At 72.5% G+C, this 23156-nt stretch carries 19 protein-coding genes; 7 read left to right on the forward strand and 12 right to left on the reverse strand.

Annotated elements, in window-relative coordinates; translation table 11 throughout:
* Nucleotides 1-86 precede the first annotated feature (86 nt).
* The 10 genes from ABZW17_RS37665 to ABZW17_RS37710 all read right to left on the reverse strand — a co-directional run bounded on the left by ABZW17_RS37665 (nt 87) and on the right by ABZW17_RS37710 (nt 13634).
* Nucleotides 87-1400, reverse strand: a complete 1314-nt coding sequence (locus ABZW17_RS37665; protein WP_354824866.1) for a right-handed parallel beta-helix repeat-containing protein — start codon at nt 1398-1400, stop codon at nt 87-89.
* Nucleotides 1401-1416: 16 nt separating this feature from the next.
* Complete coding sequence (locus ABZW17_RS37670; protein WP_354824868.1) at nt 1417-3594, reverse strand: glycoside hydrolase family 2 TIM barrel-domain containing protein; 2178 nt, start codon at nt 3592-3594, stop codon at nt 1417-1419.
* A 5-nt stretch (nt 3595-3599) separates the two neighbouring features.
* Complete coding sequence (locus tag ABZW17_RS37675; protein WP_354824870.1) at nt 3600-5417, reverse strand: rhamnogalacturonan lyase; 1818 nt, start codon at nt 5415-5417, stop codon at nt 3600-3602.
* 20 nt (nt 5418-5437) lie between these two features.
* Complete coding sequence (locus ABZW17_RS37680) at nt 5438-6493, reverse strand: rhamnogalacturonan acetylesterase (RefSeq protein ID WP_354824873.1); 1056 nt, start codon at nt 6491-6493, stop codon at nt 5438-5440.
* Nucleotides 6494-6523: 30 nt separating this feature from the next.
* The gene (locus tag ABZW17_RS37685; RefSeq protein WP_354824877.1) at nt 6524-8800 is read right to left on the reverse strand and encodes a cellulase family glycosylhydrolase; all 2277 of its coding nucleotides are present in this window, start codon (nt 8798-8800) and stop codon (nt 6524-6526) included.
* A 191-nt stretch (nt 8801-8991) separates the two neighbouring features.
* Nucleotides 8992-10023 (reverse strand): LacI family DNA-binding transcriptional regulator, encoded by a 1032-nt coding sequence (locus ABZW17_RS37690; protein ID WP_354824879.1) that lies wholly within the window; start codon nt 10021-10023, stop codon nt 8992-8994.
* Nucleotides 10020-10571 (reverse strand): hypothetical protein, encoded by a 552-nt coding sequence (locus ABZW17_RS37695; protein WP_354824882.1) that lies wholly within the window; start codon nt 10569-10571, stop codon nt 10020-10022. Before ABZW17_RS37695 ends, ABZW17_RS37690 begins: the two co-directional genes overlap by 4 nt.
* Nucleotides 10568-11398, reverse strand: a complete 831-nt coding sequence (locus tag ABZW17_RS37700; protein ID WP_354824885.1) for a carbohydrate ABC transporter permease — start codon at nt 11396-11398, stop codon at nt 10568-10570. Before ABZW17_RS37700 ends, ABZW17_RS37695 begins: the two co-directional genes overlap by 4 nt.
* A complete protein-coding gene (locus ABZW17_RS37705; RefSeq protein WP_354824888.1) occupies nt 11395-12336 on the reverse strand; it encodes a sugar ABC transporter permease in 942 nt (313 codons plus the stop codon). Before ABZW17_RS37705 ends, ABZW17_RS37700 begins: the two co-directional genes overlap by 4 nt.
* An 11-nt stretch (nt 12337-12347) precedes the next feature.
* The gene (locus ABZW17_RS37710; protein WP_354824890.1) at nt 12348-13634 is read right to left on the reverse strand and encodes an extracellular solute-binding protein; all 1287 of its coding nucleotides are present in this window, start codon (nt 13632-13634) and stop codon (nt 12348-12350) included.
* Nucleotides 13635-13919: 285 nt separating this feature from the next.
* On the opposite strand from ABZW17_RS37710, the gene ABZW17_RS37715 reads away from it, so the two are divergent.
* The 6 genes from ABZW17_RS37715 (at nt 13920) to ABZW17_RS37740 (ending at nt 20587) form a co-directional block, all read left to right on the forward strand.
* The gene (locus tag ABZW17_RS37715) at nt 13920-16646 is read left to right on the forward strand and encodes a hypothetical protein (protein WP_354824893.1); all 2727 of its coding nucleotides are present in this window, start codon (nt 13920-13922) and stop codon (nt 16644-16646) included.
* 134 nt (nt 16647-16780) lie between these two features.
* Nucleotides 16781-17728, forward strand: coding sequence for a hypothetical protein (locus tag ABZW17_RS37720; protein WP_354824895.1), 948 nt, complete (start codon nt 16781-16783; stop codon nt 17726-17728).
* Nucleotides 17729-17827: 99 nt separating this feature from the next.
* Nucleotides 17828-18196, forward strand: a complete 369-nt coding sequence (locus ABZW17_RS37725; RefSeq protein WP_354824897.1) for an STAS domain-containing protein — start codon at nt 17828-17830, stop codon at nt 18194-18196.
* A 20-nt stretch (nt 18197-18216) separates the two neighbouring features.
* Complete coding sequence (locus ABZW17_RS37730) at nt 18217-19017, forward strand: alpha/beta hydrolase (protein ID WP_354824900.1); 801 nt, start codon at nt 18217-18219, stop codon at nt 19015-19017.
* The gene (locus ABZW17_RS37735; protein ID WP_354824903.1) at nt 19017-20246 is read left to right on the forward strand and encodes a SpoIIE family protein phosphatase; all 1230 of its coding nucleotides are present in this window, start codon (nt 19017-19019) and stop codon (nt 20244-20246) included. The genes ABZW17_RS37730 and ABZW17_RS37735 overlap by 1 nt, the downstream gene beginning before the upstream one ends.
* Entirely contained in the window at nt 20243-20587 is a 345-nt protein-coding gene (locus tag ABZW17_RS37740) for an STAS domain-containing protein (RefSeq protein ID WP_354824906.1), read from the forward strand. The genes ABZW17_RS37735 and ABZW17_RS37740 overlap by 4 nt, the downstream gene beginning before the upstream one ends.
* Here the strand turns inward: ABZW17_RS37740 and ABZW17_RS37745 are convergent.
* Entirely contained in the window at nt 20554-21495 is a 942-nt protein-coding gene (locus tag ABZW17_RS37745) for a LysR family transcriptional regulator (RefSeq protein ID WP_354824909.1), read from the reverse strand. The genes ABZW17_RS37740 and ABZW17_RS37745 overlap by 34 nt on opposite strands.
* A 73-nt stretch (nt 21496-21568) precedes the next feature.
* Here ABZW17_RS37745 and dapA point away from each other — a divergent pair, with 73 nt between their 5' ends.
* Nucleotides 21569-22429 (forward strand): 4-hydroxy-tetrahydrodipicolinate synthase, encoded by an 861-nt coding sequence (gene dapA / locus ABZW17_RS37750; protein WP_354824911.1) that lies wholly within the window; start codon nt 21569-21571, stop codon nt 22427-22429.
* On the opposite strand, the gene ABZW17_RS37755 is transcribed toward dapA, so the two are convergent.
* A complete protein-coding gene (locus ABZW17_RS37755; protein ID WP_354824913.1) occupies nt 22353-23108 on the reverse strand; it encodes a class I SAM-dependent methyltransferase in 756 nt (251 codons plus the stop codon). The genes dapA and ABZW17_RS37755 overlap by 77 nt on opposite strands.
* Between the last annotated feature and the right edge of the window lie 48 nt (nt 23109-23156).

Here is a 23156-nt window from a genome sequence, read left to right on the forward strand (position 1 = left end):
CCGCACCCCCCCACCCCCCCCGCCCCGCCGGCGGGGGTCCCGGCGTGCCGGGCCGGACGGCCGTCCGGCCCGGCGCCGCTGTCCATTCAGGACTCGAACGCACCCAGGTCCGGGGCTTTCCCGTGGTAGGGCAGGCCGACGTCGGTGCCTCTGTCGATCAGGCTGCTGCCCGCCGCCGGCCGCAGCTGCGGCAGCACGGGCAGGCTGCCGTCGGATTGGCGCCGCGCGTCCCAGCCTGCCGTCGAGACGCTCTGGAACTGCGCGTCCGACAACGTCACGCCCAGGTTCCACGAGTTGTACGAGGCGTTCGTGCCGGACATGTTCGACGTCAGGGTGCCCTTGTAGGCGACGTTGTTGCGCAGGTTCCCCAGTCCGGTGGCCGCGCCGCCCGAGGTGATGCCGAGCATGTTGAAATCGGGGTTGTTGGCGTAGCCGGTGTTGCCGAAGTAGTCGTTGGCCAGCGTGTGGTGGTTGGCGTAGAACCCCGCGGCCCGGTTGTTGAACGCCACCGAGGTCCGGACGGTGTGCTTGACGCCGTTGGCGACGTACTTGCCGCCGTAGCCGCCCGCCTTGAAACCGTTGCCGTTGCCCGAAGCCGTCGTCGTCTCCGGCAGGTAGCCGTTGCGCCAGGCCCACGAGTTCTCGATCGTCACCGAGGAGAACGCGTTGATCAGGTCGAAGCCGTCGTCGGAGTTCCACCAGGCGCGGCAGCCGCGGAAGACGGTGCCGGGGTGGCCGGCGGAGATGTGCGCGCCGAACCCGTCGGCGCTTTCCCCGGCGCCGTTGGAGGTGCGCGGGTCGTAGTTGTCGTGGGAGTCGGAGTTGACGACGACGTTGCCGCCGCCGTCCTGGACGAACAGGCCCGGCCCCATGTTGTTGTGCAGGTTGAGCAGCTCGAAGGTGTTGTTGCTGCCGGAAATCCAGATGCCCCACGACTCGTGGTTCAGGTTGTTGTTCTGCGGTACGCCCTTGACCTCCAGGCCCTTGAGGTGGACGTAGTTCCCGGTGACGTCGAAGCCCTTGATCCGGCAGTCGTCGCTCACCCGGGAGAAGTCGAAGACCGGCGTTTCGCCCGGGTAGGCCCAGTAGCGGATCGGGTTGCCCGCACTGCCGCTCTTGTTCAGGGTGATCGCGTCGACCCGGTCGGTCTGGCTCGCGCAGCTCTTGTTCGCGCGGGAGTAGCTGTAGGTGCCGCCGCGCAGGTACACCGTGTCACCGGCCTGCGCGACGGCTTGGGCGTGCGCGACGGACGCCCAGGGCGCGGCTTGCGTCCCGGCCGCGCTGTCGCTTCCGGACGGAGCGACGTAGTAGGTGTTCCCGGCCGCCGGGCTGCCGGCGGCCGGGGGCGCGGCGGCGAACACCACGGCCGCCGAGAACGCGAGGGAGACAGCGAGTTTCATGCGCACACTCCAGTTTTCAGTCGCAGCTGCCGGCACACGGCACGAACGGCGCCGTCGTGCCGGACAGCGTGGTCGTACCGAGGGTCAGCCCGCCGGAGCTCGCGGTCACCGTGATGGTGCCCGCGCCGGTCGCCCGCACCAGGCCGTACGCGACGCCCTGGTAGGCCTTCCGGACCGGACCGCGGAAGGTCTCCTGCACCGGGCTGCCGCTGTCGACCGCCACCAGCACCCCGGGCCCGCTGATGCCGAACGTGATCGGGGCCGAGGAGCCGGTCACGACCCGGCCGGCGGAGTCGGCCACGGTGGCCTTCACGTAGGAGACGTCGTCGACGTCCGTCGACACCGTGCTGTGGTCGGGGGTGAGCAGCACCCGGCTCGCCGAGGTGCCGGTGGGCGGCGGTGACGTGGTGGGCGCACCCCAGGTGCGCTGCCACGAGTACCCGATCGGCCGGACCGTGCCCACCCCGTCCATCAGGCCGAAGTCCCCTTCGCCGCGGGGCCAGAGCCCGTCGGCCTCACCGAGGTACGCCGCGCCGGTCCACAGGAACAGGCCGGTGACCAGGGCGTTGTTCCGGACCGTGGTCCACGCGGACGTGTCGGTGCCCATCTCGGTGAAGAGCCCGGCCCGGGCCGGCGACGCCTTCGCGGCCTGGATCACCTCGTCCGGCCGGTAGTTGCCGCCGAAGACGTCGACGATCGTCCGGGTGGCGCCGGTGATGTCTCCGCTGTCGCCCGGCCGGAAGAGGGCCTGGGTGACCGGGCGGGCCGGGTCCAGCGCGTGCGCGATCGAGACCATCCGGGTCAGCAGGGGCGTCCGGGTCGCGATCGGGTCGCGGATCTCGTTGCCGGTGCTCCACATCGCCACGCTGGGGTGGTTGCGGTCGCGCAGGACGACGCTGGTCGCGTCCACCTGGTACCACGGCACCGAACCGCTCGCGCCGGGCACCGCGGGCGTGCCGGTCGGCGCCCCCGCGGCCTTGCCGAAGTAGGTCGCGTAGTCGCCGACGTCGGTGTACTTGTGCTGGGTCCAGACGTCGAAGAACTCGTCGAGGACCAGGAACCCCATCCGGTCGGTGAGCTCGAGGAACGCCGGGCTCGGCGGGTCGTGCGCGGTGCGGATGGCGTTCACGCCGAGGGCCTTCAGCTGCGCGAGCCGCCGTTGCACGGCCCGCTGCGGCGCCGCCGTCCCGAGCCCGTGGAAGTCCTGGTGCAGCGCGACGCCCTGGAACTTGACGCTCCTGCCGTTGAGGCTCATCCCCGCCGAGGCGCTGAACGTCAGGGTGCGGATGCCGACGGACGTGACGTCGTCGTCCACAGTGGAACCACTTACCAGGACGTTGGTGGCCAGTGAGTACAGGTTCGGGTTCGCCAGGTCCCACAGTTTCGGGTTGCTCACCGGCACGTCGTAGGCGAAGGTGGCCGACGCCCCGGCGGCGACGGTCTTGGCCGCCGTCGTCACCGCGGGCAGCGTGGCCCCGCCCGGATCACTGAGCACGCCCTGCACGCTGACGCTCGCCGCTACGGCGCTTTCGTTGACCACCGTCGTCTCCGCGTGCACGGTGGTGTTGCCCGGCGTCGTGACGCGGGTGGCCCACTGTCCGATGTGCACCGGATCGGTGGTGACGAGCCGGACGTCCCGGTAGATCCCGGCGCCGGTGTAGTAGCGGGACGCCGGCTGGGACGTCGTGTCGGTCTTGACGGCGACCACGTTGTCGCCGCCGGCCTTCGCCGCCGCCGTGATGTCGTAGCGGAAACTCGTGTACCCGTACGGGTGGGTGCCGATCAGGGTGCCGTTGACGTACACGCTCGCGTTCGCCATCACGCCGTCGAACTCGAGCGACACCCGGCGGCCCGCGGGCACCCCGGCCAGCGAGAAGTGCTTGCGGTACCAGCCGATCCCCGACGGCAGGTACGCGCCGCGGCCGATGCTCGGCGCCGACTGCGAGAACGGGCTCGAAGGCGGCGTGCGGCCCTCGATGCTCCAGTCGTGCGGCACGCCGATCCTGCGCCAGCCACCGTCGTCGTAGGACGCACCACCGGCCCCACTGGCGTCGCCGTAGTTGAACAGCCAGCCGGCGTCGAAGTCGGCGACCGTCCGGTACCGGTTGGCCGCGACGGCGGTGCCGGACACCGCGGTCAAGGGGACGAGCACGAGCGCCAGCAGGACGGCGGCGGCTTTCCGGAAATTCGGCACGGCCGTCACCGGGCCAACGCGAAGCTGGCGTGCGGCGGCTGGTTGTAGGCTGTGTTCTGCCACGCGACGGCCTCGCGGTACTGCCGGTCCTGCATCAGCGAGACGTGCGAAATGCTCGTCGGATCCGTCGTCGAGTAGATCCGCAGCGCCCGGTTGTCCGACGTCGGCCAGATGACCTCTTCGCGCCAGTCGCCGAACAGGTCGGCCTGCAGCGACGGCGTGCTCTTGGTGCCGTTGTTCGAGTGCACACCCGAAGCGGTCAGCAGCCGGGTGTCCCCGCCGGTGCCGTACTTGTCGATGTGGGTGCCGTCGAGCAGCTCCCGCTGGGCGTCGCCGTCCCAGTAGATGACGAAGTTCGTCGACGACGGTTTGCGCCCGATGTTCTGGCCGCTGGTGTTCAGCAGCCCGGACACCGCCGACGACCACGACTCGGCGCCGGGGCTGCCGGCGTAGACGTCGTCGGAGACACCGCGGCCGTTGTCGCAGGTGCAGGACGCGTTCTGCCAGATGATCTGGCCGGTCTTCGCGTCGGCCATCCAGGCGGCCGGCTTGGACTTGTCTTCGTCCACTTTGAACTCTTCCAGGCCGGGCCGCGACGGGATCAGGTCGCCGACGTGCATGGCGTCCCCGTGCCCGAGCCGGGTGTTCCACAGTGGACTGCCGTTGTCGTCGATCGCCATCGCGCCGAAGACGATCTCGTCGCGGCCGTCGCCGTCGGTGTCCGCGATGGCCAGCTGGTGGTCACCCTGGCCGGTGTACTGCGAGCCGGCCGAGTTCGAGTCGAACTTCCACCGCTCGGTCAGGGCGCCGCCCCGGAAGTCCCAGGCCGCGATGACCGTGCGCGTGTAGTAGCCGCGGCTCATGACCAGGCTCGGGTGGGACCCGTCCAGGTAGGCCGTCCCGGCCAGGAACCGGTCGACGCGGTTGCCGTAGCTGTCACCCCACGACGACACCGTGCCGCGCGGCGGGTCGTAGTTCACCGTGGACATCGCGGCGCCGGTCTGCCCGTTGAACATCGTCAGGAACTCCGGCCCGGACAGGACGTACCCGCTCGAGTTGCGGTAGTCGGCACTCGCGCTGCCGATCACCTGGCCGGTGCCCGACCGGGTGCCGTCCGCGGTCTTCATCGCGACCTCGGCCCGGCCGTCGCCGTCGTAGTCGAAGACCTGGAACTGCGTGTAGTGCGCGCCGGCCCGGATGTTGCGGCCGAGGTCGATCCGCCACAGGCGCGTGCCGTCGAGCCGGTAGGCGTCGACGAAGACGTCACCGGTGTAGCCGGACTGCGAGTTGTCCTTGGAGTTGGTCGGGTCCCACTTCAGCACGATCTCGTACTGGCCGTCACCGTCGAGGTCACCGGCGCTGGCATCGTTGGCGGTGTAGGTGTAGCTCTCCCCCGACGGCGTCGTCCCGCCGGCGGGCGGCTGGATCGGGATGTCCCGGGTGCTCGCCGCGGCCGTGGCGGCCAGCGTCAGCGAGTCCTCCGCGGCGAAGGCCGACATCCGTTCGACGCCGCCGACGACCGCGCGCACGGTGTACCGGGCGCCCGCGGGGGCACCCGCGTCCAGGAAGTCCGTCGGCCCGCCGACCGGGGTCGTGGTCACCCGCGTGCCGTCGCGGTAGACGTTGAACGCCACGCCGGCCGGGTCGTCGGCGAGCAGGCGCCAGCCGACGGTGTTGCCCTGCGCGGTGTGGACGCTGACCACCCCGCGGTTCAGTTTGTCGATCTGCGGCGCGGCGGCCGCGCCGGCGGCCGGGGCGGGCAGCAGCCCGGCCAGCACCACGCCGGTGGCGGCGAGGACCAGCCGCTTGCCGAAGTCACGCATGGTTCCTCCGTTCCGGGGTTTCAGCGCAGGTAGGCGGCGAGGGAGAGGTTGAGCTCGCGGACGCCCTGCACCACGAGGTCCGCCATCTGCGTCGCGCCGTACACCGAGAAGTGCGTGTTGTCGGTGACGCCGTCGGTGGCCTGGGTGAGGTAGACCTTCTGCGACGCGGCCGGGCCGAGGGATTCGACCAGGGCCTTGCTCTTGGCCGTCAGGTCGAGCACCGGCACGTTCGCGCTCTTGCCGAGCGCCCGGATCACCGCGGGCAGGTCGGCGCCCACGCCGTTGACGTGCAGCGCGGTCGGCGTCAGCTTGGTGCCGCTGAACAGCCGGCGCACCGGCGGCGTCACCAGCACCGGGACGCCGCCGCGCTCCCGGACGCCGTTGACCAGCTTGGTGAGGTTGTCGCGGAACGCCGTCGCCGACGTCTGCTTGTCGTTGTGCCCGAACTGGATGAACACCAGGTCCTTGCTCCTGATCAGCGGCTTGAGCGTCGGGAAGAGCGCCTTGGTGGCCAGGAAGCTGCCCGAGCTCTCCCCGGAGTCGGCGTAGTTGGCGACCACGGCCCCGGCGCGGACGGCGGCCGGCAGGACCTGGCCCCAGCCGGTGTAGGGCGCCACCGGCTGGTCGCAGACGGTCGAGTCGCCGGCCAGATACGTCACCAGCGGAGCCGCGGCCGCCGTCACGGTCAGCGAGCCGATCGCCGGCGCGCTGCCGCCGAAGGTGATGTCCAGGCCCGCGGTACCGGTGCCGCCCTGGCCGGTGGGCTGCCCCTCGGGGGTGCGCACGTTGACCGTGACGGTCGTGGGGACGACCTGGCCCGCGTTCGTCGTGACGGCGTTCAGGACCTGCCGGCGCGCCTCCACCGACATCGACGTGTTCGCCGCCTTCGTGGTGCTGCCGATGCCCACGGTGACGTCGTAGTTTCCCGGCGCCACGGCGAAGTGGCACTTGATCGGCGCGGTGCCCGAGCACGGCGCGGGAAGCGCTTTCTGGGCGGCCGCGGCCACCACCGGTGCGGGAACCAGGGTGGCCGCGGCCAAGCCGGCCAGGATGACCGCTCGCCGTCCGATGGACATGGGGACTCCTTTGTCCTGAGTGGATGTTTCCTAGCCGGCCGTGCAGGTGCTTCCGTTGAGCGTGAACGCGTTCGGCGCCGGGTTGGTGCCGCTGAACGTGCCGTTGAACCCGATGCCGGTCGAGGCGTTCGGCGCCAGCGTGCCGTTCCAGCTCAGGTTCTTGGCGGTGACGGCGGCGCCGGACTGGGCGAAGGTGGCGCCCCAGCCGGGCAGCGTCACCTGCTGGCCGCCGGCGAAGGTGAACGCCAGCGTCCAGCCGGTGACCGCGCTTGTACCGGTGTTGGTGATGGTGACGTTGGCGGTGAACCCGTTGCCGCCGCCCCAGTTCGACGCCGAGTAGGCCACCTTGCACGCACCGGACCCGCCGCCCGCGCTCGTCGTCGCCGTCGCGACGCCGGAGCCGGCCGAGGTGTTCCCGGCGGCGTCCCTGGCCCGGACCTGGTACCGGTAGGTGCCGGCCGCGGCCAGCCCGCTGTCGGTGTACGACGTCGTCGCGCTCGAACCGACGACGGCGAACGTGCCCCCGCTCGCCCCCGGTGCGCGCAGGACGTCGTAGCCGGTGACGCCGACGTTGTCGGTCGACGCGGCCCAGCTCAGCGTGACGCTGCTCGCCGTCACGCCGGACACGGCCGGTGTCCCCGGAACGGACGGCGCCTGCGTGTCGGCCGGGCCGCCGCCGTAGATCGTGGCCTCCTTCGACGTCTGGCGGATCCCGTTGGCGCCGTTGAGGAACCGCTCACCCCACGGCGTCAGGCTGGCCGGGTCGAAGTTGTTCGTCATGTCGAGGTAGGCGACGTCGCTGCTGTTGCCGCTCCACGACCAGCCGAGGTAGCCCAGCCCGCGGGCCTGCGCCTGGGCCATGATCGTGTCCTCGTCCGGGTTGCCGTCGGTGTGCATGCCGCCGAACTCGCCGACCACCAGCGGCAGCCCGGCGGTGCGGAACGCGTCGAAGTACGCGTTGATCTCGGCGGCGGTGTCGTAGACGCCGTACATGTGGATGGAGAAGACGGTGTTGTGCTGCGGATCGGCGGTGAACACGGTCGCCGCGTTGTCCCGCATGATGTTCTGCCAGTCCTGGCCCCACATCGGCGCGTCGGCCAGCAGCAGGTGCTGCAGCCCGGCGGCCCGCAGCCGCTTGATCGCGTTGCCCGTCGCGGTCGCCCAGGTCGCGCTCACCTGCTGGTCGTTGCCGAACGGCTCGTTGCCCAGGTTGATCGCGACGTAGTTCTCCTGGCCCTGCAGCGCGCTCGCCACGCTGATCCAGTAGCTCGCCGCCTGGTCCAGGGTCGCCGCGCCGCTCTGCTCGCCGTACCCGGTGGTGTCGTGGACTTCGAGGACGCAGATCAGCCGGTTCTGCCTGCACTGCCCGATGACACTCGTGACTTCGGCGGCCGGCGTCGGCCCCCACCGCTGCCCGCTGCCGAGCACGACCCGGACCGTGTTGGTGCCGAAGGACTTGATGTCGGCGAAGGCGCGGTTCTGGGTCGGGTACCAGACGTAGGCGTGGTTCACGCCGCGCATCACGAACGGGGTGCCGTTGGCCTCGACGATCCGGGTGCCGTCGACGTGCAGGCCGGTCGCGGCCGGCGTGGCCGGGCCCAGCGCCGCCACCAGCGCGGGGTACCAGCGGCTCTCCATCTTCTGGATGCCGGTGGTGCTGTTCGGGTGCACGCCGTCGCCGGTGTCCGCCGCGGTGTCGAAGCCGGTCCACTGGTCGACGACGGTGATCGGGGACGCGGCCGTCGAATGCGCCTGCGCCCAGCCGGGAACGGCGTTGTCCAGGTCGACCACCCGCTGGCCGCAGGCCGCGCAGTTGGCCGGGTTCATCGGGATGATCTTGGCGACGATCAGCTTGGTCGCCGGGTTCGCCGCCCGCATCTGGCCGAGCAGCGTGGTGTAGGCGTCCAGGATCGTGCTCGCCGGGATGTTGTTCCACACGTCGTTGGTGCCCAGGTGCATCAGCACGATGTCCGGGTGCGTCGCCGAGAGCCAGCCGGGCAGCTGGTTGTCGCGCACGATCCCGGTGGCCAGGAACCCGCCGTGGCCCTCGTTGTCGCCGTCGTAGGGGAAGCCGCAGCCCTGCGCCGGGAGGGTGCCGACGAAGTCCACGTCGGTGTGGCCGGTGTCCTGCAGGTGCTTCCACAGCAGCGCGCGCCAGCAGCCCGGTGACCCGGTGATGGAGTCGCCGAGCGCCATCACCCGCGTGGGCGTGGCCGCGCGGGCCGCGGCGGGCCCGGCCGGCGCCACGACGGCGCAGGCGGCCAGCAGCACGCCGGCCACGAGCGCACGGAGGAATCGCCAGTTCATTACCGACCTCCTGGAGAACCACTCGACAGGAAAGTTTCAGGCTGGGAGCGCTCCCACGGTAACACGGAAGCCACGCCGGGAACACCGGTGACGGGACCGGAAACGGCCGATCTGCTTAACGTTAAGCGGCCGCGGGCGAATCCGGAGAAAGCGTTTTCCGGTGCGCCGGCTCGTCCTCAGTAGACCGGTGCTCACGGCCACCCCGCCCGCCGCGGGCGGCGGCTCGACTCGCGGACGACCAGTTCGGGCATGAACACCAGCTGCCGGTGCTCGTGCTCGGCCGGCGCCTGCGATTCGGCGATGACCAGCGCCGCGGCCGTCCGGCCGAGTTCGTGGCGCGGCTGGCGGACCGACGTCAGCGGCACCGCGGCCGCCGCCGCGAAGTCGATGTCGTCGTAGCCGACGATGGCCAGGTCCTCCGGAACCCGCACGCCCGCCCGGACCGTGGCCTGCAGCAGGCCCAGCGCCAGCAGGTCGTTCGCGCAGAAGACGGCGTCCGGCCGCACCGCCCTGGCCAGCAGCTGCTCGCCGGCCCGCAGGCCGCACGCCACGTTGAGGGCCGGCGCGGGCAGCACCTCGAGGACGTCCGGGGGCCGCCCGGCCAGCCGGACCGCGTCGCGGGCGCCGCGGTGGCGTTCGGCCGCCTGGTGGACGCCCGCCGGGCCGGTGACCATCACGATGCGCTCGCAGCCCTCGGCCAGCAGGTGGGTGACCGCGAGCTCGCCGCCGTGGCGGTCGTCCACCGCGACCGAGCACAGGTCCGGCTCGGCCGTCGGGTGGTCCAGCAGGACCACGGAGATCCCCCGCTCGCGCAGCCACCGCGGCGACGCTTGCCCGGACCGCACCGGCGTGATCAGCACCCCGTGCACCCGCTGGGCGGCCAGCAGCTCGACGTGCCCGCGTTCCCGGTCCGCCGACTCGCCGCTGTTGCAGAGGATCACCGCGTGCCCGGCTTCGCTCGCCGCTTCTTCGACGCCGCGGGCGACGTCGGTGAAGAACGGGTTGCCGACGTCCAGCACGACCAGGCCGAGCGTGCGGGCGGTGCCGGACCGCAGCTGGCGCGCCGGCTCGTTGCGGACGTACCCCAGTGCGGCGATGGCGGCCAGCACCCGCTCGCGGGTGGCGGCGGCGACCACGTCGGGCCGGTTGAGCACGTTCGACACCGTGCCGACCGACACGTCGGCCCGCAGGGCGACGTCCCGGATGCCGATCGGCGGTTTCACCGGCGCTCCCGGACCGCGACGGCGGCCAGCACCAGCAGCCCCGGTGCGACGACCACGAAGGCCGGCGCCTGCGTGACGACGACGACCACGACCACGATCGCGGTGACCAGCCCGGCGCTGCCGCGCCAGTCCAGGACCGTTTCCCGCCCGGCCGCCGCCAGCGCCTCCGGCCAGCGCCGTCCCGGCCGCCAGGCCGCCGCGCCCCGCAGTCCGGTGGCCAGGAGCGCGGCGAGCACCAGCCCCAGGACGGCCCCGAACGCGCGGCCGCCGGGCAGCCCGCCCAGCACCGCGACGACGTCGACGCCCCCGACGGCCACCAGGCCCGCCGGGGCCAGGACGGCCACCGGGTGGGCGAGGGCCGTCCGGAACAGCCGGGCGAACCGGCGCACGGACGGCGTCCGGCCGTCGACGGCCACCTCGGTCAGCAGGACGGCACCGGCCGCCGCCGCGGCGAGCGCCGTCACGACGAACACCGAGGCCACGCAGACCAGCACGCCCGCGAACAGGACCTCGGCCAGCAACGCCAGGGCGGGGTACCGGGTCCTCATCCTTTCAGCCCCGAGGTCGCCACGCCCTCGACCAGGTAGCGCTGGAAGGCGAAGAAGAACAGCCCGATCGGCAGCAGCGCGAGCACCGACATGGCGAACATCGGGCCGAACGCCGACTGGCTCGTCTGGTCGACGAAGATCTGCAGGGCCAGCGGCAGCGTGAACTTCTCCGGGTCGTTGAGGTAGATCAGCTGCGAGAAGAAGTCGTTCCAGGTCCAGATGAAGGTGAAGATGGCGGTGGTGATCAGGGCCGGGCGCAGCAGCGGCGCGATCACGTACCGGAACGTCCGCACCGGCCCGCAGCCGTCGATCGTCGCGGCCTCGTCCAGTTCCCCGGGCAGGGTGCGGATGAACTGCACCATCAGGAACACGAAGAAGGCGTCGGTGGCCAGGAACTTCGGCAGCACGAGCGGCCAGAACGTGTTGACGAGGCCGAGCTTCTGGAAGATCACGTACTGCGGGACGAGCACGACGTGCTGCGGCAGCATGATGGTGGAGAGCAGGAACCCGAACATCGGGCCCCGGCCGCGGAAGTGCAGCCGGGCGAACGCGTAGGCCGCCAGCGAGCACGACAGGACGTTGCCGAGCACTGCGCCGACGGAGATGATCAGGGAATTCGCGAAGTAGTGCCAGACGCCGTACCCGGCCACGCCCGCGAACACCTGCGTGTAGTTGCCGCCCGTGGGGTGCGCGGGCAGCAGCGACAGCCCGGCCAGCACTTCCTCCGCGGGTTTGAAGGACGCCGAGACGAGCCAGCCGACCGGGTAGAGCAGCACCACCAGGATCAGCACCAGCAGCAGGTGCCACCCCCACGACCGGCGGGTCACCGGGCCTCCCCCGCGTAGAACACCCACCGGCGCGAGCCGCGGAACAGCAGCGCGGTGAGCACGCCGATCACCACCAGCAGCACCCAGGCCATCGCCGAGGCGAAGCCCATCCGGAAGTCGGTGAAGCCGCGCTGGTACAGGTAGAGCGTGTAGAGCAGGGTCGAGTCGCCCGGCCCGCCGCGCCCGCTGCTGACCACGAACGCGCCGGTGAACGACTGGAAACTGTGGATCGTCTCCAGCACCAGGGTGAACAGCAGGACCGGGGACAGCATCGGCAGCGTCACCGACCGGAAGCGGCGGACCGCGCCCGCGCCGTCGAGCTCCGCCGCCTCGTACAGCTCCTTCGGGATCTGCTTGAGCCCGGCCAGGAAGATGACCATCGGCGCGCCGAACTGCCACACCGCCAGCGCGATCACCGCGAGCAGCGCGAACCGCGGCTGGTCGACCCAGCCCCCGGTGTCCAGGCCGACCGCCGCCAGCACCCGGTCCGCCGTGCCGCCGGTGGCGAACACCGCCCGCCACACGAGGGCGAGGCTCACGCTCGCGCCGAGCAGGGAGGGCGCGTAGAACGCCGAGCGGTACAGCCCGGCGCCGCGGCGGGCGCGGTTCAGCAGCATCGCGACGGCCAGCGCCAGCCCGAGCTTGAGCGGCACCGACAGCCCGACGTACCGGGCGGTGACGCCGGCGGCGTGCCAGAACCGGTCGTCGCGGGTGAACATCGTGACGTAGTTGTCCAGGCCGACCCAGTGCGGCGCGTCGAACAGGTCGTAGTCGGTGAACGACAGGTACAGCGACGCGAGCATCGGGCCGATCGTCAGCACGAGCACGCCCAGCAGCCACGGCGACAGGAACAGGTACCCCGTCCCCTGGCCGGGCCTTCGGCGGCGGGGCACGGCCCGCCCCGGTGCCACCGGCCGTTCCAGCACGGCTTGCGTCATCGGGGCCTCCGTCAGGATCCGAGGGACTGCTGCGCGGCCTGGACGACACGGGCCGCGCCGTCGGCGACGCTCACCCGGCCGAAGATCACGTCGTCGTAGGTCCGCTGGAAGTCGCGTTTGACCGCCGCGGACCCGGTGGGCCACAGGCCGGTGGCCGGGCCGATCCGGTCGGCGACCGACTTCTCGTAGTCGCACACGGCCTTCGTGGCGGCCTGGGCGGCGCCGCAGACCTGCTCGCGGATCGCGGTGTTCGGCGGCAGCCCGCGCGCCACGCCCAGCAGCTTGCCCGCCTCGGGGTTGTTGACCAGGAAGCTCAGCAGCTTGGCCGCGGCTTCCTTGTGCGCCGAGCGCTGCGCGACGGCGAAGGTGACCGGCGGCATGGCGGCCATCCCGGACGTCGTGCCGTCGGTGGGCAGGGGCGCCGCCTTGATGCCCGGGCCGTAGCTGGAGAGGTACGCGCTCAGGCTGGAGTCGTAGTTGACCTCCGAGCCGGCGTGCTTGGTGACCAGGCCCGAGTTCGGCATCGAGCCGTCCATCTTCGTGGTGACCTCGGGCGCGGTGACGGCCTTGGCCGCCCGCAGGTCGCCGGTCAGCGTCCAGAACCGCGTCAGCTCGGCGGCGGTGAAGCCGAGCTTGCCGTCGCCGGTGTAGAGCTGCTCGCCGTGCTGGTGCAGCCAGACCTCGAACCAGTCCACGGCCCAGCCGAAGTCGGTCGTGCCGGCCACCCCGGTCGCGGCCACCTTGCGCAGGCCGTCGCCGAACTGCGCCCAGGTCCAGGTCCGGCCGGGCCCGGACGGCGGTGCGACGCCCGCCTTGGCGAACACCGCGGGGTCGTAGGCCAGCATCTGCGTGGTCTGGCCACCGGGCACGGCGTACTGCCTGCCCTCGACCTGCCCGCCGGCCAGCAGCGCGGGGGCGATGCCGGTGACGTCGATCGTCTTGCCCACGTACGCGCTCAGGTCCTCGAGCACGTGCCGGTGCTGGTACTCGCCGAGCGTGGCGCGGTCGAGCTGGACCAGGTCCGGCGACGCGCCGCCGGCCACCTGGGTGGACAGTTTCTGGAAGTACGCGTCGTAGGCGGCGTACTCCGTCTGGACCGTGATGCCCGGGTTGTCCTTCATGAACAGGTCCACCGCGGCCTTCGTGACCTTGGCGCGGTCTTCGTTGCCCCACCACACGAAGCGGATCGTGGTGGCGCCCGGCGCGTCACCGCCGCCACCGCACCCCGTGACCAGCCCCGCGAGCGTGACCGCCACGACCGCCGCCAGGCCGGCGCGCACCCCGAACCGTCCGTTCATCGGATTTCCCTTCTGGAGACCAGCACCGGGCGAGTTCACCGGAATTTCGGTCTTGAATCGGTTCAAGCACGGTAAGTCCGCGCGGGAGCGCCGTCAACCAGCAATGATCCCGGCGAAAGGGCCGGTCCTTTCGAATCGGTCGAACGGCGGCAACCGTTCATACGATCATCGAGAAAGCGCTTACTCACGGACTGGACTGATCGGGTCGACCGGGTTGACAAGCCCGGAACGCTCTGGTTTGAATCGGTTCATCGCGGCAGCGACGAGCTGATCCGGAGGCCGACGATGTCCCCGCAGTTCCCCCTTTCCCGCAGAGTCTTCCTCGGCGGTGTGTCGGCCTTGGCCGCCACCGCCGCCACACCCGCGGCAGCCGCCACGACCGCCACGCCGGCCACGCCCCCGGCGTCCGGCGGCGGCGAAGTGCGGTTGCACTGGCTGGACGGCAAGCCCGCCGCCGCGACCGGCTGCGCCTTCGGCGTTCCCTGGCCCAGGGGCACGCTGGCCAGGAACGTCCCGCTCGCCCTGCGCGCCGGTGACGGCACCGGCGTACCGGTGCAGTCGTGGCCGCTGGCGTACTGGCCGGACGGCTCGGTCAAGTGGACCGGGCACGCCGTGCCGTCGTCCGCCACCGACAGCGCCTTCACGCTGGCGCCCGGCACACCCGCGCCGCCCCCGGTTCCGGTCACCGTGCGGCGGTCCCCGCGCGAAATCGTGCTGGCCAACGGAACCGTCGAGCTGAAGCTGGCCACGACCGGCGCCGTCGCCTTGCGGTCGCTGTCGCGGGGCGGCCGGGTCGTCGCCCGCGACGGCGAGCTCGTGCTGCAGCTGCAGGACCAGCCGGACGACGAAACCCGGTCCCCCCGGCGGGAAGACTGGTCGGGCATCGTCGAACGCGCCGAGGTCGAGCAGCCGGGGCCGGTGCGCGCGGTGGTGAAGCTGACCGGCCGGTACCGGCGCGACCGCGGCCGCGGCACCCGCGCGATCCTCCCCTGGACCCTGCGGGTCTACCTCGGCGCGGGCGACGACTCCGTGCGGATCGTGCACAGTTTCCGCTGGGACGCCGACGAAAACCACGACTTCGTCCGCGGCCTCGGCCTGCGGTTCGCGGTTCCGCTGACCGACGAGCCGCACAACCGGCACGTCCGCTTCGGCACGGCCGCCGGCGGCGTCTGGGGTGAACCCGTCCGGGTACTCACCGGCCTGCGCCGCGACCCCGGCGCGGCGGTCCGCAAGGCCCAGACCGACGGCACCGCCACTCCGCCGGTCGCGGAGTGGGGCCAGCAGGTGCGGGACGGGTACCAGAACCTGGCGCTGTGGAACGACTTCACGCTGTTCCAGGAGTCCGCCCGGCACTTCGCCGTGTGGAAGCGCACGAGCGCCGCGGGCAGCTGGCTTAAGCACGCCGGCCGCGGCGACCGCGCGTCCGGCTTCGGCTACGTCGGCGGCACCGGTGGCGGGCTGGGTTTCGGCCTGCGTGACTTCTGGCAGCGCGCCCCGCGTTCGCTGGACGTCCGGGGCGCCGCCACGGACACCGCGTCGGTGACGCTCTGGTCGTACTCCCCGCTGGCGCCCGCGATGGACCTGCGCACCTACGACACCGTCGCCCACGGGCTCGACCTGTCCTACGAGGACGTCCAAGCCGGCTTCGCGACGCCGCAGGGCATGGTGCGCTCGACCGAGCTGCGGCTGTGGGCGATGGCGGCCACGCCCTCGCGGGCCACGGTCGCCGCGCTCTCGGCCGCACCGCCGCAGCTGGTCACGGACCCCGCGACCTACCACGCGGCCGGGGTGTTCGGCCGCTGGAGCCTGCCCGACCGCAGCACGCCCGCCCGCGCGGCCCTCGAAGACGCCGTCGCGCGCGAAATCGGCTTCTACGCCGACCAGGTCGACGAACGCGAGTGGTACGGGTTCTGGCACTACGGCGACGTCATGCACACCTACGACGCAGACCGCCACGAATGGCGCTACGACGTCGGCGGGTACGCCTGGGACAACGCCGAGCTCGGCACGGACGCCCTGCTCTGGTACGCCTTCCTGCGCTCGGGCGATCCCCGGACGTTCCGGCTGGCGCACGCGATGACCCAGCACGTGTCCGAAGTGGACACCCACCACAGCGGCCGGTTCGCCGGCCTCGGCTCGCGCCACGCGGTGGTGCACTGGGGTGACGGCGCCAAGGAGGCGCGGGTCGGCGAGTCGTTCACCAAGCGGTTCTCCTACTACCTCACCGCCGACGAGCTGCTGGGCGAGCTGATCCGGTCGTCGCTGCAGGCCGACGAAACGCTGCGCACGGTGGACCCGCTGCGCGAAGTCCTGCCACCGCAGACGAAGGCGCCGGCCCGCGTGCGGCTCGGACCGGACTGGTACGCGCTGGTCAGCAACTGGCTGACGGAGTGGGAACGCACCGGCGACGTCCGCTGGCGCGACCGGATCGTCACCGGCATGCGGGACATCGCCACGTTCCCCGCCGGGCTGTTCACCGGCGAGGCGGGTGGCGCGGCCGGCTTCGACCCGGCGACCGGCCACCTGGTGAACCTGGAGAAGGGCGACTTCGACGGCGGCTACAACCTTTCGATGGCCTTCCTCGGCGAGCAGATCCTGTGGGAGAGCCTCGACCTGGTCGACGTCCCGGAGTTCCGCCGGACCTACCTGGACTTCGCCCGGTACGCGCAAGCACCGTCGGCCGAGAAGATCGCCCGGTACGGCCGCGACTTCAACCCGGGGCTGTTCAAGACGATCTACTCCCGCGTCACGGCCTGGGCGGGCGAACAGCTCGGCGACGCGAGCCTGCGCCGCCGCGGGTGGGACCAGTTCACGAGCGACCCCGCGGGCAAGCCGTGGCCGCCCGCGGAACGCGTCACCGGCCCCGCCGTGGCGAGCCCGGTGACGGAGATCCCCACCCGGACCACGACGAACCCCGCGGGCGACTTCGCCACGTTCGCCACCAACGACTTCGCCCAGCGGAACCTGGCCGTCATCGCGCTGCTCGCCATCGCCCCCGAGGAAGGGCCCTGAACGTGGCCCGGCGGCCGTTCGCGAGGGTGCTCCGTCCCTGACGGGTGACTGACCGTTTCCGCCGGGCCGGCCTTGGGTACTCCCCGTGTGCGGCAATCGACCATGCGTACGTGCGCTCCGCGCGAGGTGAGGTCATGGTGACGATGACGGGTGAGAGCGGTCCGCTTCCGATCAGCATCGAATCCGCCGACGTCGCGGACCTGGAAGCGGCGGTCGGCGTCCTGCGTGCGCTGGACTACCGGCAGGGCGGCGGGTTCTGCCGCGACGCCGTCCGGGTGGTCAAGACGGCGAGCCTCCTGCTGCACTGGGGCGCGGTGCCGGACCGGCTGCGGGCGCGGCTGAACACGGTGCTGGCCGACGTGCACAACCTGCTGGGCTGGACCGAATTCGACATCGGGCACCCGGTCCCGGCCCGCCACCGCTTCGAGCGCGCGCTCGGGTTCGCGGCCGAGGCGGGCAACGACAGCCTGGTGGCGAACATCCGCTACCGGCTCGGCCGCGTGCACCTGCACCACCACGACGCCCCGGCCGCGCTGGCCGAGTTCGCCCTCGGCCGCGCGGCGGCACGGCGTTCGGCCTCCCACCGCGCGACGGCCATCCTGGCGGCCAACGAGGCCTGGGCGTTCGCCATGGGCGGCGAGGAGCACGCGGCCCTGACTCGGTTCGCAGAAGCCGAGGCCGCGTTCGTGGAGGTGACGGGTTCGGACCCGTGGGAGGCGTTCTTCGCGGAGACGGACCTGGCCGCGATGCGCGGCACGGTGCTGACGGAACTGGCGGGCCGTCACCGGGGCGAAGCGATCACCGAGCTGACGGCCGCCGCGAGCGGGTACGGCGCGGACATGGCCCGCAGCCGCTCGCTGACGTTGATCATGCTGGCGCAGAACCACGCGAGCCGCGGCGACCTTGACGAGGCGGCCCGGGTCGGCACGGTGGCGCTCGACCTGGCCGGCACGGTCGCGTCGGTCCGCCCCAAGGACCGGCTGGCCCCGCTCGAACGGCTGCTGGCCGAGCACCGCGGGGACCCGGTGATCGGCGCGTTGCCGGACCGGATCGCGCGGTACCGGTCGCGGCCGCTGAACTGATCCGCGGCCGGCCGCCTGCGCCCGTTCGGGTCATGAAGCGGTGTTTGGCCGCCGGAGGACCGGGGTACCACCGATCCGGAGTGGACCGAAAGGAACATCGTGACGGCTGACCGGCCCCGGATCCGGCCCCAGGACCTCCTGAGCGTGACGGCGCACCCCAGCGGCGACGCGGTCGTGCTGGCGGCGGCCGGCGAACTCGACCTGCTCAGCGCGTCCGTGCTCGACGACGCGATAGCCACCGCTCTCGCCGGTGCGCCGGCCCTGCTGGTGATCGATCTGTCCGAAGCGTCCTTCCTCGCCTCCATCGGCATCACGACGCTGGTCGAAGCACGCCGCAACGCCGGCCCCGGCACCCGGGTCCGGGTCGTCGCACCCGAAGGCGGCGTGGTCCACCGCACCCTCGGGCTGACCGGCCTGCACGACGCACTGGCCGTCGCCACCACCCGGGCCGCCGCGCTCGCCGGCTGACCAGGGGGCAGGATGTCCCCGTGAGCATGCGCAGCAGGAACAACGTGACCGTCACCGGCCGGGAAGACGGTCCGGCCGTGCTGCTCGCGCACGGCTTCGGCTGTGACCAGAACCTGTGGCGCCTCGTCGTCCCGGACCTCGCCGCGCGCTACCGGGTCGTGCTGTTCGACCACACCGGCGCCGGGCGCTCGGACCTGACGGCCTGGACCCCCGAGCGCTACGGCAGCCTCGACGGTTACGCCGACGACGTCCTGGCGATCTGCCGCGAACTGGACCTGCGTGACGTCGTGCTGGTCGGGCACTCGGTCAGCGCGATGATCGCCGTGCTGGCCGCCAACCGCGAGCCGGACCGGTTCGCGAAGCTGGTGCTGCTCACGCCGTCGCCCCGGTACGTCGACGACGACGGCTACCGCGGCGGGTTCAGCCGTGCCGACATCGACGAGCTGCTCGCCGCGCTCGAGTCGAACTACCTGGGCTGGTCGGCGACGATGGCGCCGGTGATCATGGGCAACCCCGACCGGCCGGAGCTCGGTACCGAGCTGACGAACAGCTTCTGCCGCACCGATCCCGCGATCGCGCGGGTGTTCGCCCGGGTGACCTTCCTGTCCGACAACCGGGCCGATCTGGCCGAGGTGACGGTGCCGACGCTCGTGCTCGAATGCGAGAACGACGCCATCGCACCGCCGGAAGTGGGCCGCTTCACGCACGAGCGGATCGCCGGCAGCACCCTCGTGACGCTGGCCGCGACCGGGCACTGCCCGCAGCTCAGCGCGCCGGAGGCGACGGCCGCCGCGATCACGACGTTCGTGAGCGGGCCATGATGTGCGAGGCCAGGGACCAGGCGGGCCCCGGTAACCGCGAGAGCGCCGGCCCGGCGTTCTCCGCCCTGCTGGAAGACAGCGCTGAGGACCTCTACGAGCACGCACCCTGCGGATACCTGTCGACGTTGCTGGACGGCACGATCGCGAAGATCAACGGGACCCTGCTCGGCTGGCTCGGCTACGAACGCGACGAGGTGGTCGGCCGGCTCCGGTTCACCGACCTGCTGACCGTCGGCGGCCGGATCTACCACGAGACGCACTTCGCGCCGCTGCTGCGCATGCAGGGCGAGCTCGGCGGCGTCGCGTTCGAACTGAAGGCGGCGGCCGGGACCCGGCTGCCGGTGCTGGTGACCTCGACCGTCAAGACCGGCACCGATGGCCAGGCGCAGCTGATCCGGACCACCATCTTCGACGCACGCGACCGGCGGGCCTACGAGCAGGAACTGCTGCGGGCGCGCGAAGAGGCCGAGCGCGAACGCGACCGGGTGCAGCGGCTGGCGCGGACGCTGCAGCAGACCCTGCTGCCGCCGGCCCTGCCGGCGGTGCCCGGCCTTCAGGTCGCGGCGTACTACCACCCCGCGTCCGCCGACGAGGTCGGCGGCGACTTCTACGACCTGTTCCCGCTGACCGGCGGCCGCTGGGGGTTCTTCCTCGGCGACGTCTCCGGGAAGGGCGCCGCCGCGGCCGTGGTGACGTCGCTGGCGCGCTACACGCTGCGCGCGGCCGCGGTGTCCGATCCGGACCCGGTCACCGTGCTGGACCGCCTCAACACCGTGCTCCACGCCGAATACCGCGGCTCGGACCCGCGCTACTGCACCGTCGTCCACGGGCACCTCGAGCGCCGGGACGACGGCGTCGCGGTCACCCTCGCCACCGGCGGGCACCCGCCGGCGTTGCTGCTGCGCGCCGACGGCTCCGCCCGGTTCCTGTCCGCGCCGGGCGGCCAGCTGGTCGGCGCGTTCGCCCACGCGCGGTTCACCGCCGTCGACGTCCTGCTGGCACCGGGTGACACGGTGCTGCTCTACACCGACGGGCTGACCGAAGCCCGCACGCACGGCCGCGTCCGCTACAGCGAAGAGCGGCTGCGGACCGACCTGGCCGGCCTGGCCACGGCCACCGCGCCCGCGGTGATCGCGGCGGTCACCGACCTGCTCGCCGGCTTCGGCGACGGCGTCGAAGACGACACCGCCCTGCTGGCGCTGGGCATCCCCGGAGGCGATCGAGCGTGACCGGCATCCCGTTCTCCGTGACGACCCGCACCACCGCGGCCGGGGCGGTCGTCGCCGTCGAGGGCGAACTCGACGTGGCCACGGCCCCGCACCTGCGCGCCGCGGCCGACGCCCTCACGCTGACGCCCGGGCAGCAGCTGGTGGTGGACCTGGGCGGCGTGACGTTCTGCGACTCCAGCGGCATTTCCGCGCTGATCGCGTCCCGCAACGTCGCCGAGGAAGCCGGCGCGGGTGTCGCACTGGCCGCCGTCCCGGCCCGGCTCTCCCGGACGTTCGCGCTGATCGGCCTGGCGGACTTCTTCCCGACCTACGCGAGCGCCGAAGACGCCCTCGAAGACTGACGGTCCCGACGGCCCGCCTCGGCCGGGGCCAGCGCGGTCAGCACCGCCCGGATCGCCGGGCTGGCCTCGGCGCTGCGCCGCCACACCGCGTGGATCTCGCGTTTCGGCGGGCGGCGCACCGGCCGGGCGATCAGGGCCTCCCCGAGCGGCGGCCGGGCCAGGCGCGGGATCAGCGCGACCACCTGTCCCGAGGCCACCAGCGACAGCTGCGTCGCGAAGTCGTCGACCAGGTGCCGCACGTCCGGCTCCACCGGCGCGTTCGCGAACAGCCGGCGGAACCACTGGTGGCACACCGTTCCCGGCGGGCTGGTCACCCACGCGTGTCCCGCCAGCGCGGCCTCCTCGAGCGGCGCCTCGAGCCGGGCCAGCGGATGGGTGCGGCTCAGCACCACGTCGCCGACGTCGGTGTGCACCCACCGCTGGGCCAGCGACGGCGGCAGCGGCGAGGGCGGCAGCCCGTCCGCGTCGTGGACGAGCGCCAGGTCCGCCGCGCCCGCGCCGACGCCGTGCAGGGCCTCGCCGGGGTCCTGCTCGGTGACCTCCACCCGGAGTTCCGGGTGCGGCAGCCGCGCCAGGACGGGCGCGAGGAGGCCGCGGATGGCCGTCGAAAAGGCCGCCACCCGGAGCGTGCCGCGCGGGGCGCCCGCCGAGACCGACTTGGCGGCTTCCGCACAGCGCTCCAGCGCCTGGAACACCTCGGGGGCCGAGTCGGCGATCGCCCGGCCGGCCGGGGTCAGCACGACCCCGCGGCCCGCCGGCGCGAGCACCGGTACCCCGAGTTGCCGTTCGAGCCGTTTGATCTGCTGCGACACCGCGGACGCGGTGAACCCGAGCTCCTCGGCCGCGCGCGCCAGCGTCCCGAGCGCGGCCACCGAGCGCAGCGCGCGCAGGGCGCCCACCTCGATCATGCAGCCAGGCTACGCAATACCGGCAAAAAAGCATCGCTGGACCGCAGCTATCCGCCCCGGGCAAGGTCGGGCCATGACGGAATTCGGCACCAACCTCGCCGCGATGGTCACCCCGATGCAGCCCGGCGGCGGGCTCAGCGAACCCGGCCTCGCCCGGCTCGTGGACCACCTGCTGGCCACCGGGTGCGACGGCCTCGTCGTCGGCGGGACCACCGGCGAGTCCCCCACGCTTTCCGGCGCCGAGTCCGCCGGCCTCGTCCGGGCCGTGGTGGCCCGGACGGCGAACCGCGCGCGGGTGATCGCCGGGGTCGGCACCCACGACACGGCCGCCAGCGTCCGCCGGGCCCGCGAAGCCGAGGCGGCCGGCGCGGACGCGCTGCTGCTCGTCTGCCCCTACTACTCCCGCCCGACGCAGGAGGGCGTCCTCGCCCACTGCCTGGCCGTGGCGGACGCCACCGAGCTGCCGGTGATGCTCTACGACGTCCCCGCGCGCACCGGCGTCGCGATGGCGCCGTCGACGCTGGCCGAGCTGGCCGGCCACCCGCGGATCCGGGCGGTCAAGGACGCCAAGGGCGACCTGGCCGAGGCGATGACGGTGCTCTCCCGCACGTCACTGGCCTACTACTGCGGCATCGACGAGCTCAACCTGCCGTACCTCGCCTGCGGTGCGGCGGGCCTGGTCAGCGTCGTGGCCAACGTGGCGGCCGGGCGCACCGCGGACCTCATCCGCGCCGTCCGCGACGGCGACCTGGTCAAGGCCCGCGCGATCAACGACGAGCTCATCCCGGTCACCGACCGCCTGACGGGCTCCGGCACGGGCGCGGCGAACACCAAGGCCGCGCTGGTGGAACTGGGCGTCATCCCGCACGCGACGGTCCGGCTCCCGCTGGTGGCAGCCGATACACCGACACGTGCGACGCCGACTCCGCCGTGAACTCCGCACCGGCCCAGTCCGCGTGCCGGGACTCCAGCCCGAACCCGGCCAGCCGGCCCATCAGGTCGAGCTCCGCCGGCCAGACGTACCGGTGCGGGGACCGGCCCAGCCGCGCCTGCCGCCCCTCGCCGAAGGTGAAGTGGTGCGAGACCAGGTGCTGGCGCACGGTGTCGTAGGTGTCCACCCCGACGTACCCGGAACCGGCGTGGAAGACCAGCGCGTCCTGCCCGGGCGGGAGCTGCCGCAGCCCGGGGACGCCCAGCTCGACCACGAACCGGCCGCCCGGGTCGAGGTGGCGGGCCGCGTTGCGGAAGCACTCGACCTGCTCGTCCTGGGTGAGCAGGTTCGAAATCGTGTTGTAGACGAGGTAGACCAGCGAAAACCGGCCCGGCGCGGTGGCCGTCGCCATGTCCCCGACGACGACCGGCAGCTCGGCCTTCGCCCGCAGCCGGGCCAGCATCGGCTCGGACAGCTCGATGCCGGTGACGGGCACCCCGCGCCCGGCCAGCGGGACGGCGATGCGCCCGGTGCCGACGGCGAACTCCAGCGCCCGCCCGCCTTCGGCCAGCGCGGCGAGGCGGTCCACGGCCGGTCCGACGACCTCGGGGGCGAACATGCCCCGGCCCGGCGTGTCGTACCGCTCCGCCGTTTCGGTGTCCCAGATGTCTGCTTGACGCACGCCCTCCACCCTCGTCGGGTGCCTGCTGACCTGTCCAACCATTTAGAT

It is taken from the genome of Amycolatopsis sp. NPDC004625 (assembly GCF_040609695.1).
In the GTDB taxonomy this organism is placed as follows: domain Bacteria; phylum Actinomycetota; class Actinomycetes; order Mycobacteriales; family Pseudonocardiaceae; genus Amycolatopsis.

What these genes read in the sequence shown, in the direction of transcription:
- ABZW17_RS37715 (WP_354824893.1), top strand. Translation starts at nt 13,920, where the DNA reads ATGTCCCCGCAGTTCCCCCTTTCCCGCAGAGTCTTCCTCGGCGGTGTG.
- ABZW17_RS37705 (WP_354824888.1), bottom strand. Translation starts at nt 12,336, where the DNA reads ATGACGCAAGCCGTGCTGGAACGGCCGGTGGCACCGGGGCGGGCCGTG.
- ABZW17_RS37675 (WP_354824870.1), bottom strand. Translation starts at nt 5,417, where the DNA reads ATGCGTGACTTCGGCAAGCGGCTGGTCCTCGCCGCCACCGGCGTGGTG.
- dapA (WP_354824911.1), top strand. Translation starts at nt 21,569, where the DNA reads ATGACGGAATTCGGCACCAACCTCGCCGCGATGGTCACCCCGATGCAG.
- ABZW17_RS37695 (WP_354824882.1), bottom strand. Translation starts at nt 10,571, where the DNA reads ATGAGGACCCGGTACCCCGCCCTGGCGTTGCTGGCCGAGGTCCTGTTC.
- ABZW17_RS37720 (WP_354824895.1), top strand. Translation starts at nt 16,781, where the DNA reads ATGGTGACGATGACGGGTGAGAGCGGTCCGCTTCCGATCAGCATCGAA.
- ABZW17_RS37685 (WP_354824877.1), bottom strand. Translation starts at nt 8,800, where the DNA reads ATGAACTGGCGATTCCTCCGTGCGCTCGTGGCCGGCGTGCTGCTGGCC.
- ABZW17_RS37735 (WP_354824903.1), top strand. Translation starts at nt 19,017, where the DNA reads ATGTGCGAGGCCAGGGACCAGGCGGGCCCCGGTAACCGCGAGAGCGCC.
- ABZW17_RS37680 (WP_354824873.1), bottom strand. Translation starts at nt 6,493, where the DNA reads ATGTCCATCGGACGGCGAGCGGTCATCCTGGCCGGCTTGGCCGCGGCC.
- ABZW17_RS37745 (WP_354824909.1), bottom strand. Translation starts at nt 21,495, where the DNA reads ATGATCGAGGTGGGCGCCCTGCGCGCGCTGCGCTCGGTGGCCGCGCTC.
- ABZW17_RS37665 (WP_354824866.1), bottom strand. Translation starts at nt 1,400, where the DNA reads ATGAAACTCGCTGTCTCCCTCGCGTTCTCGGCGGCCGTGGTGTTCGCC.
- ABZW17_RS37710 (WP_354824890.1), bottom strand. Translation starts at nt 13,634, where the DNA reads ATGAACGGACGGTTCGGGGTGCGCGCCGGCCTGGCGGCGGTCGTGGCG.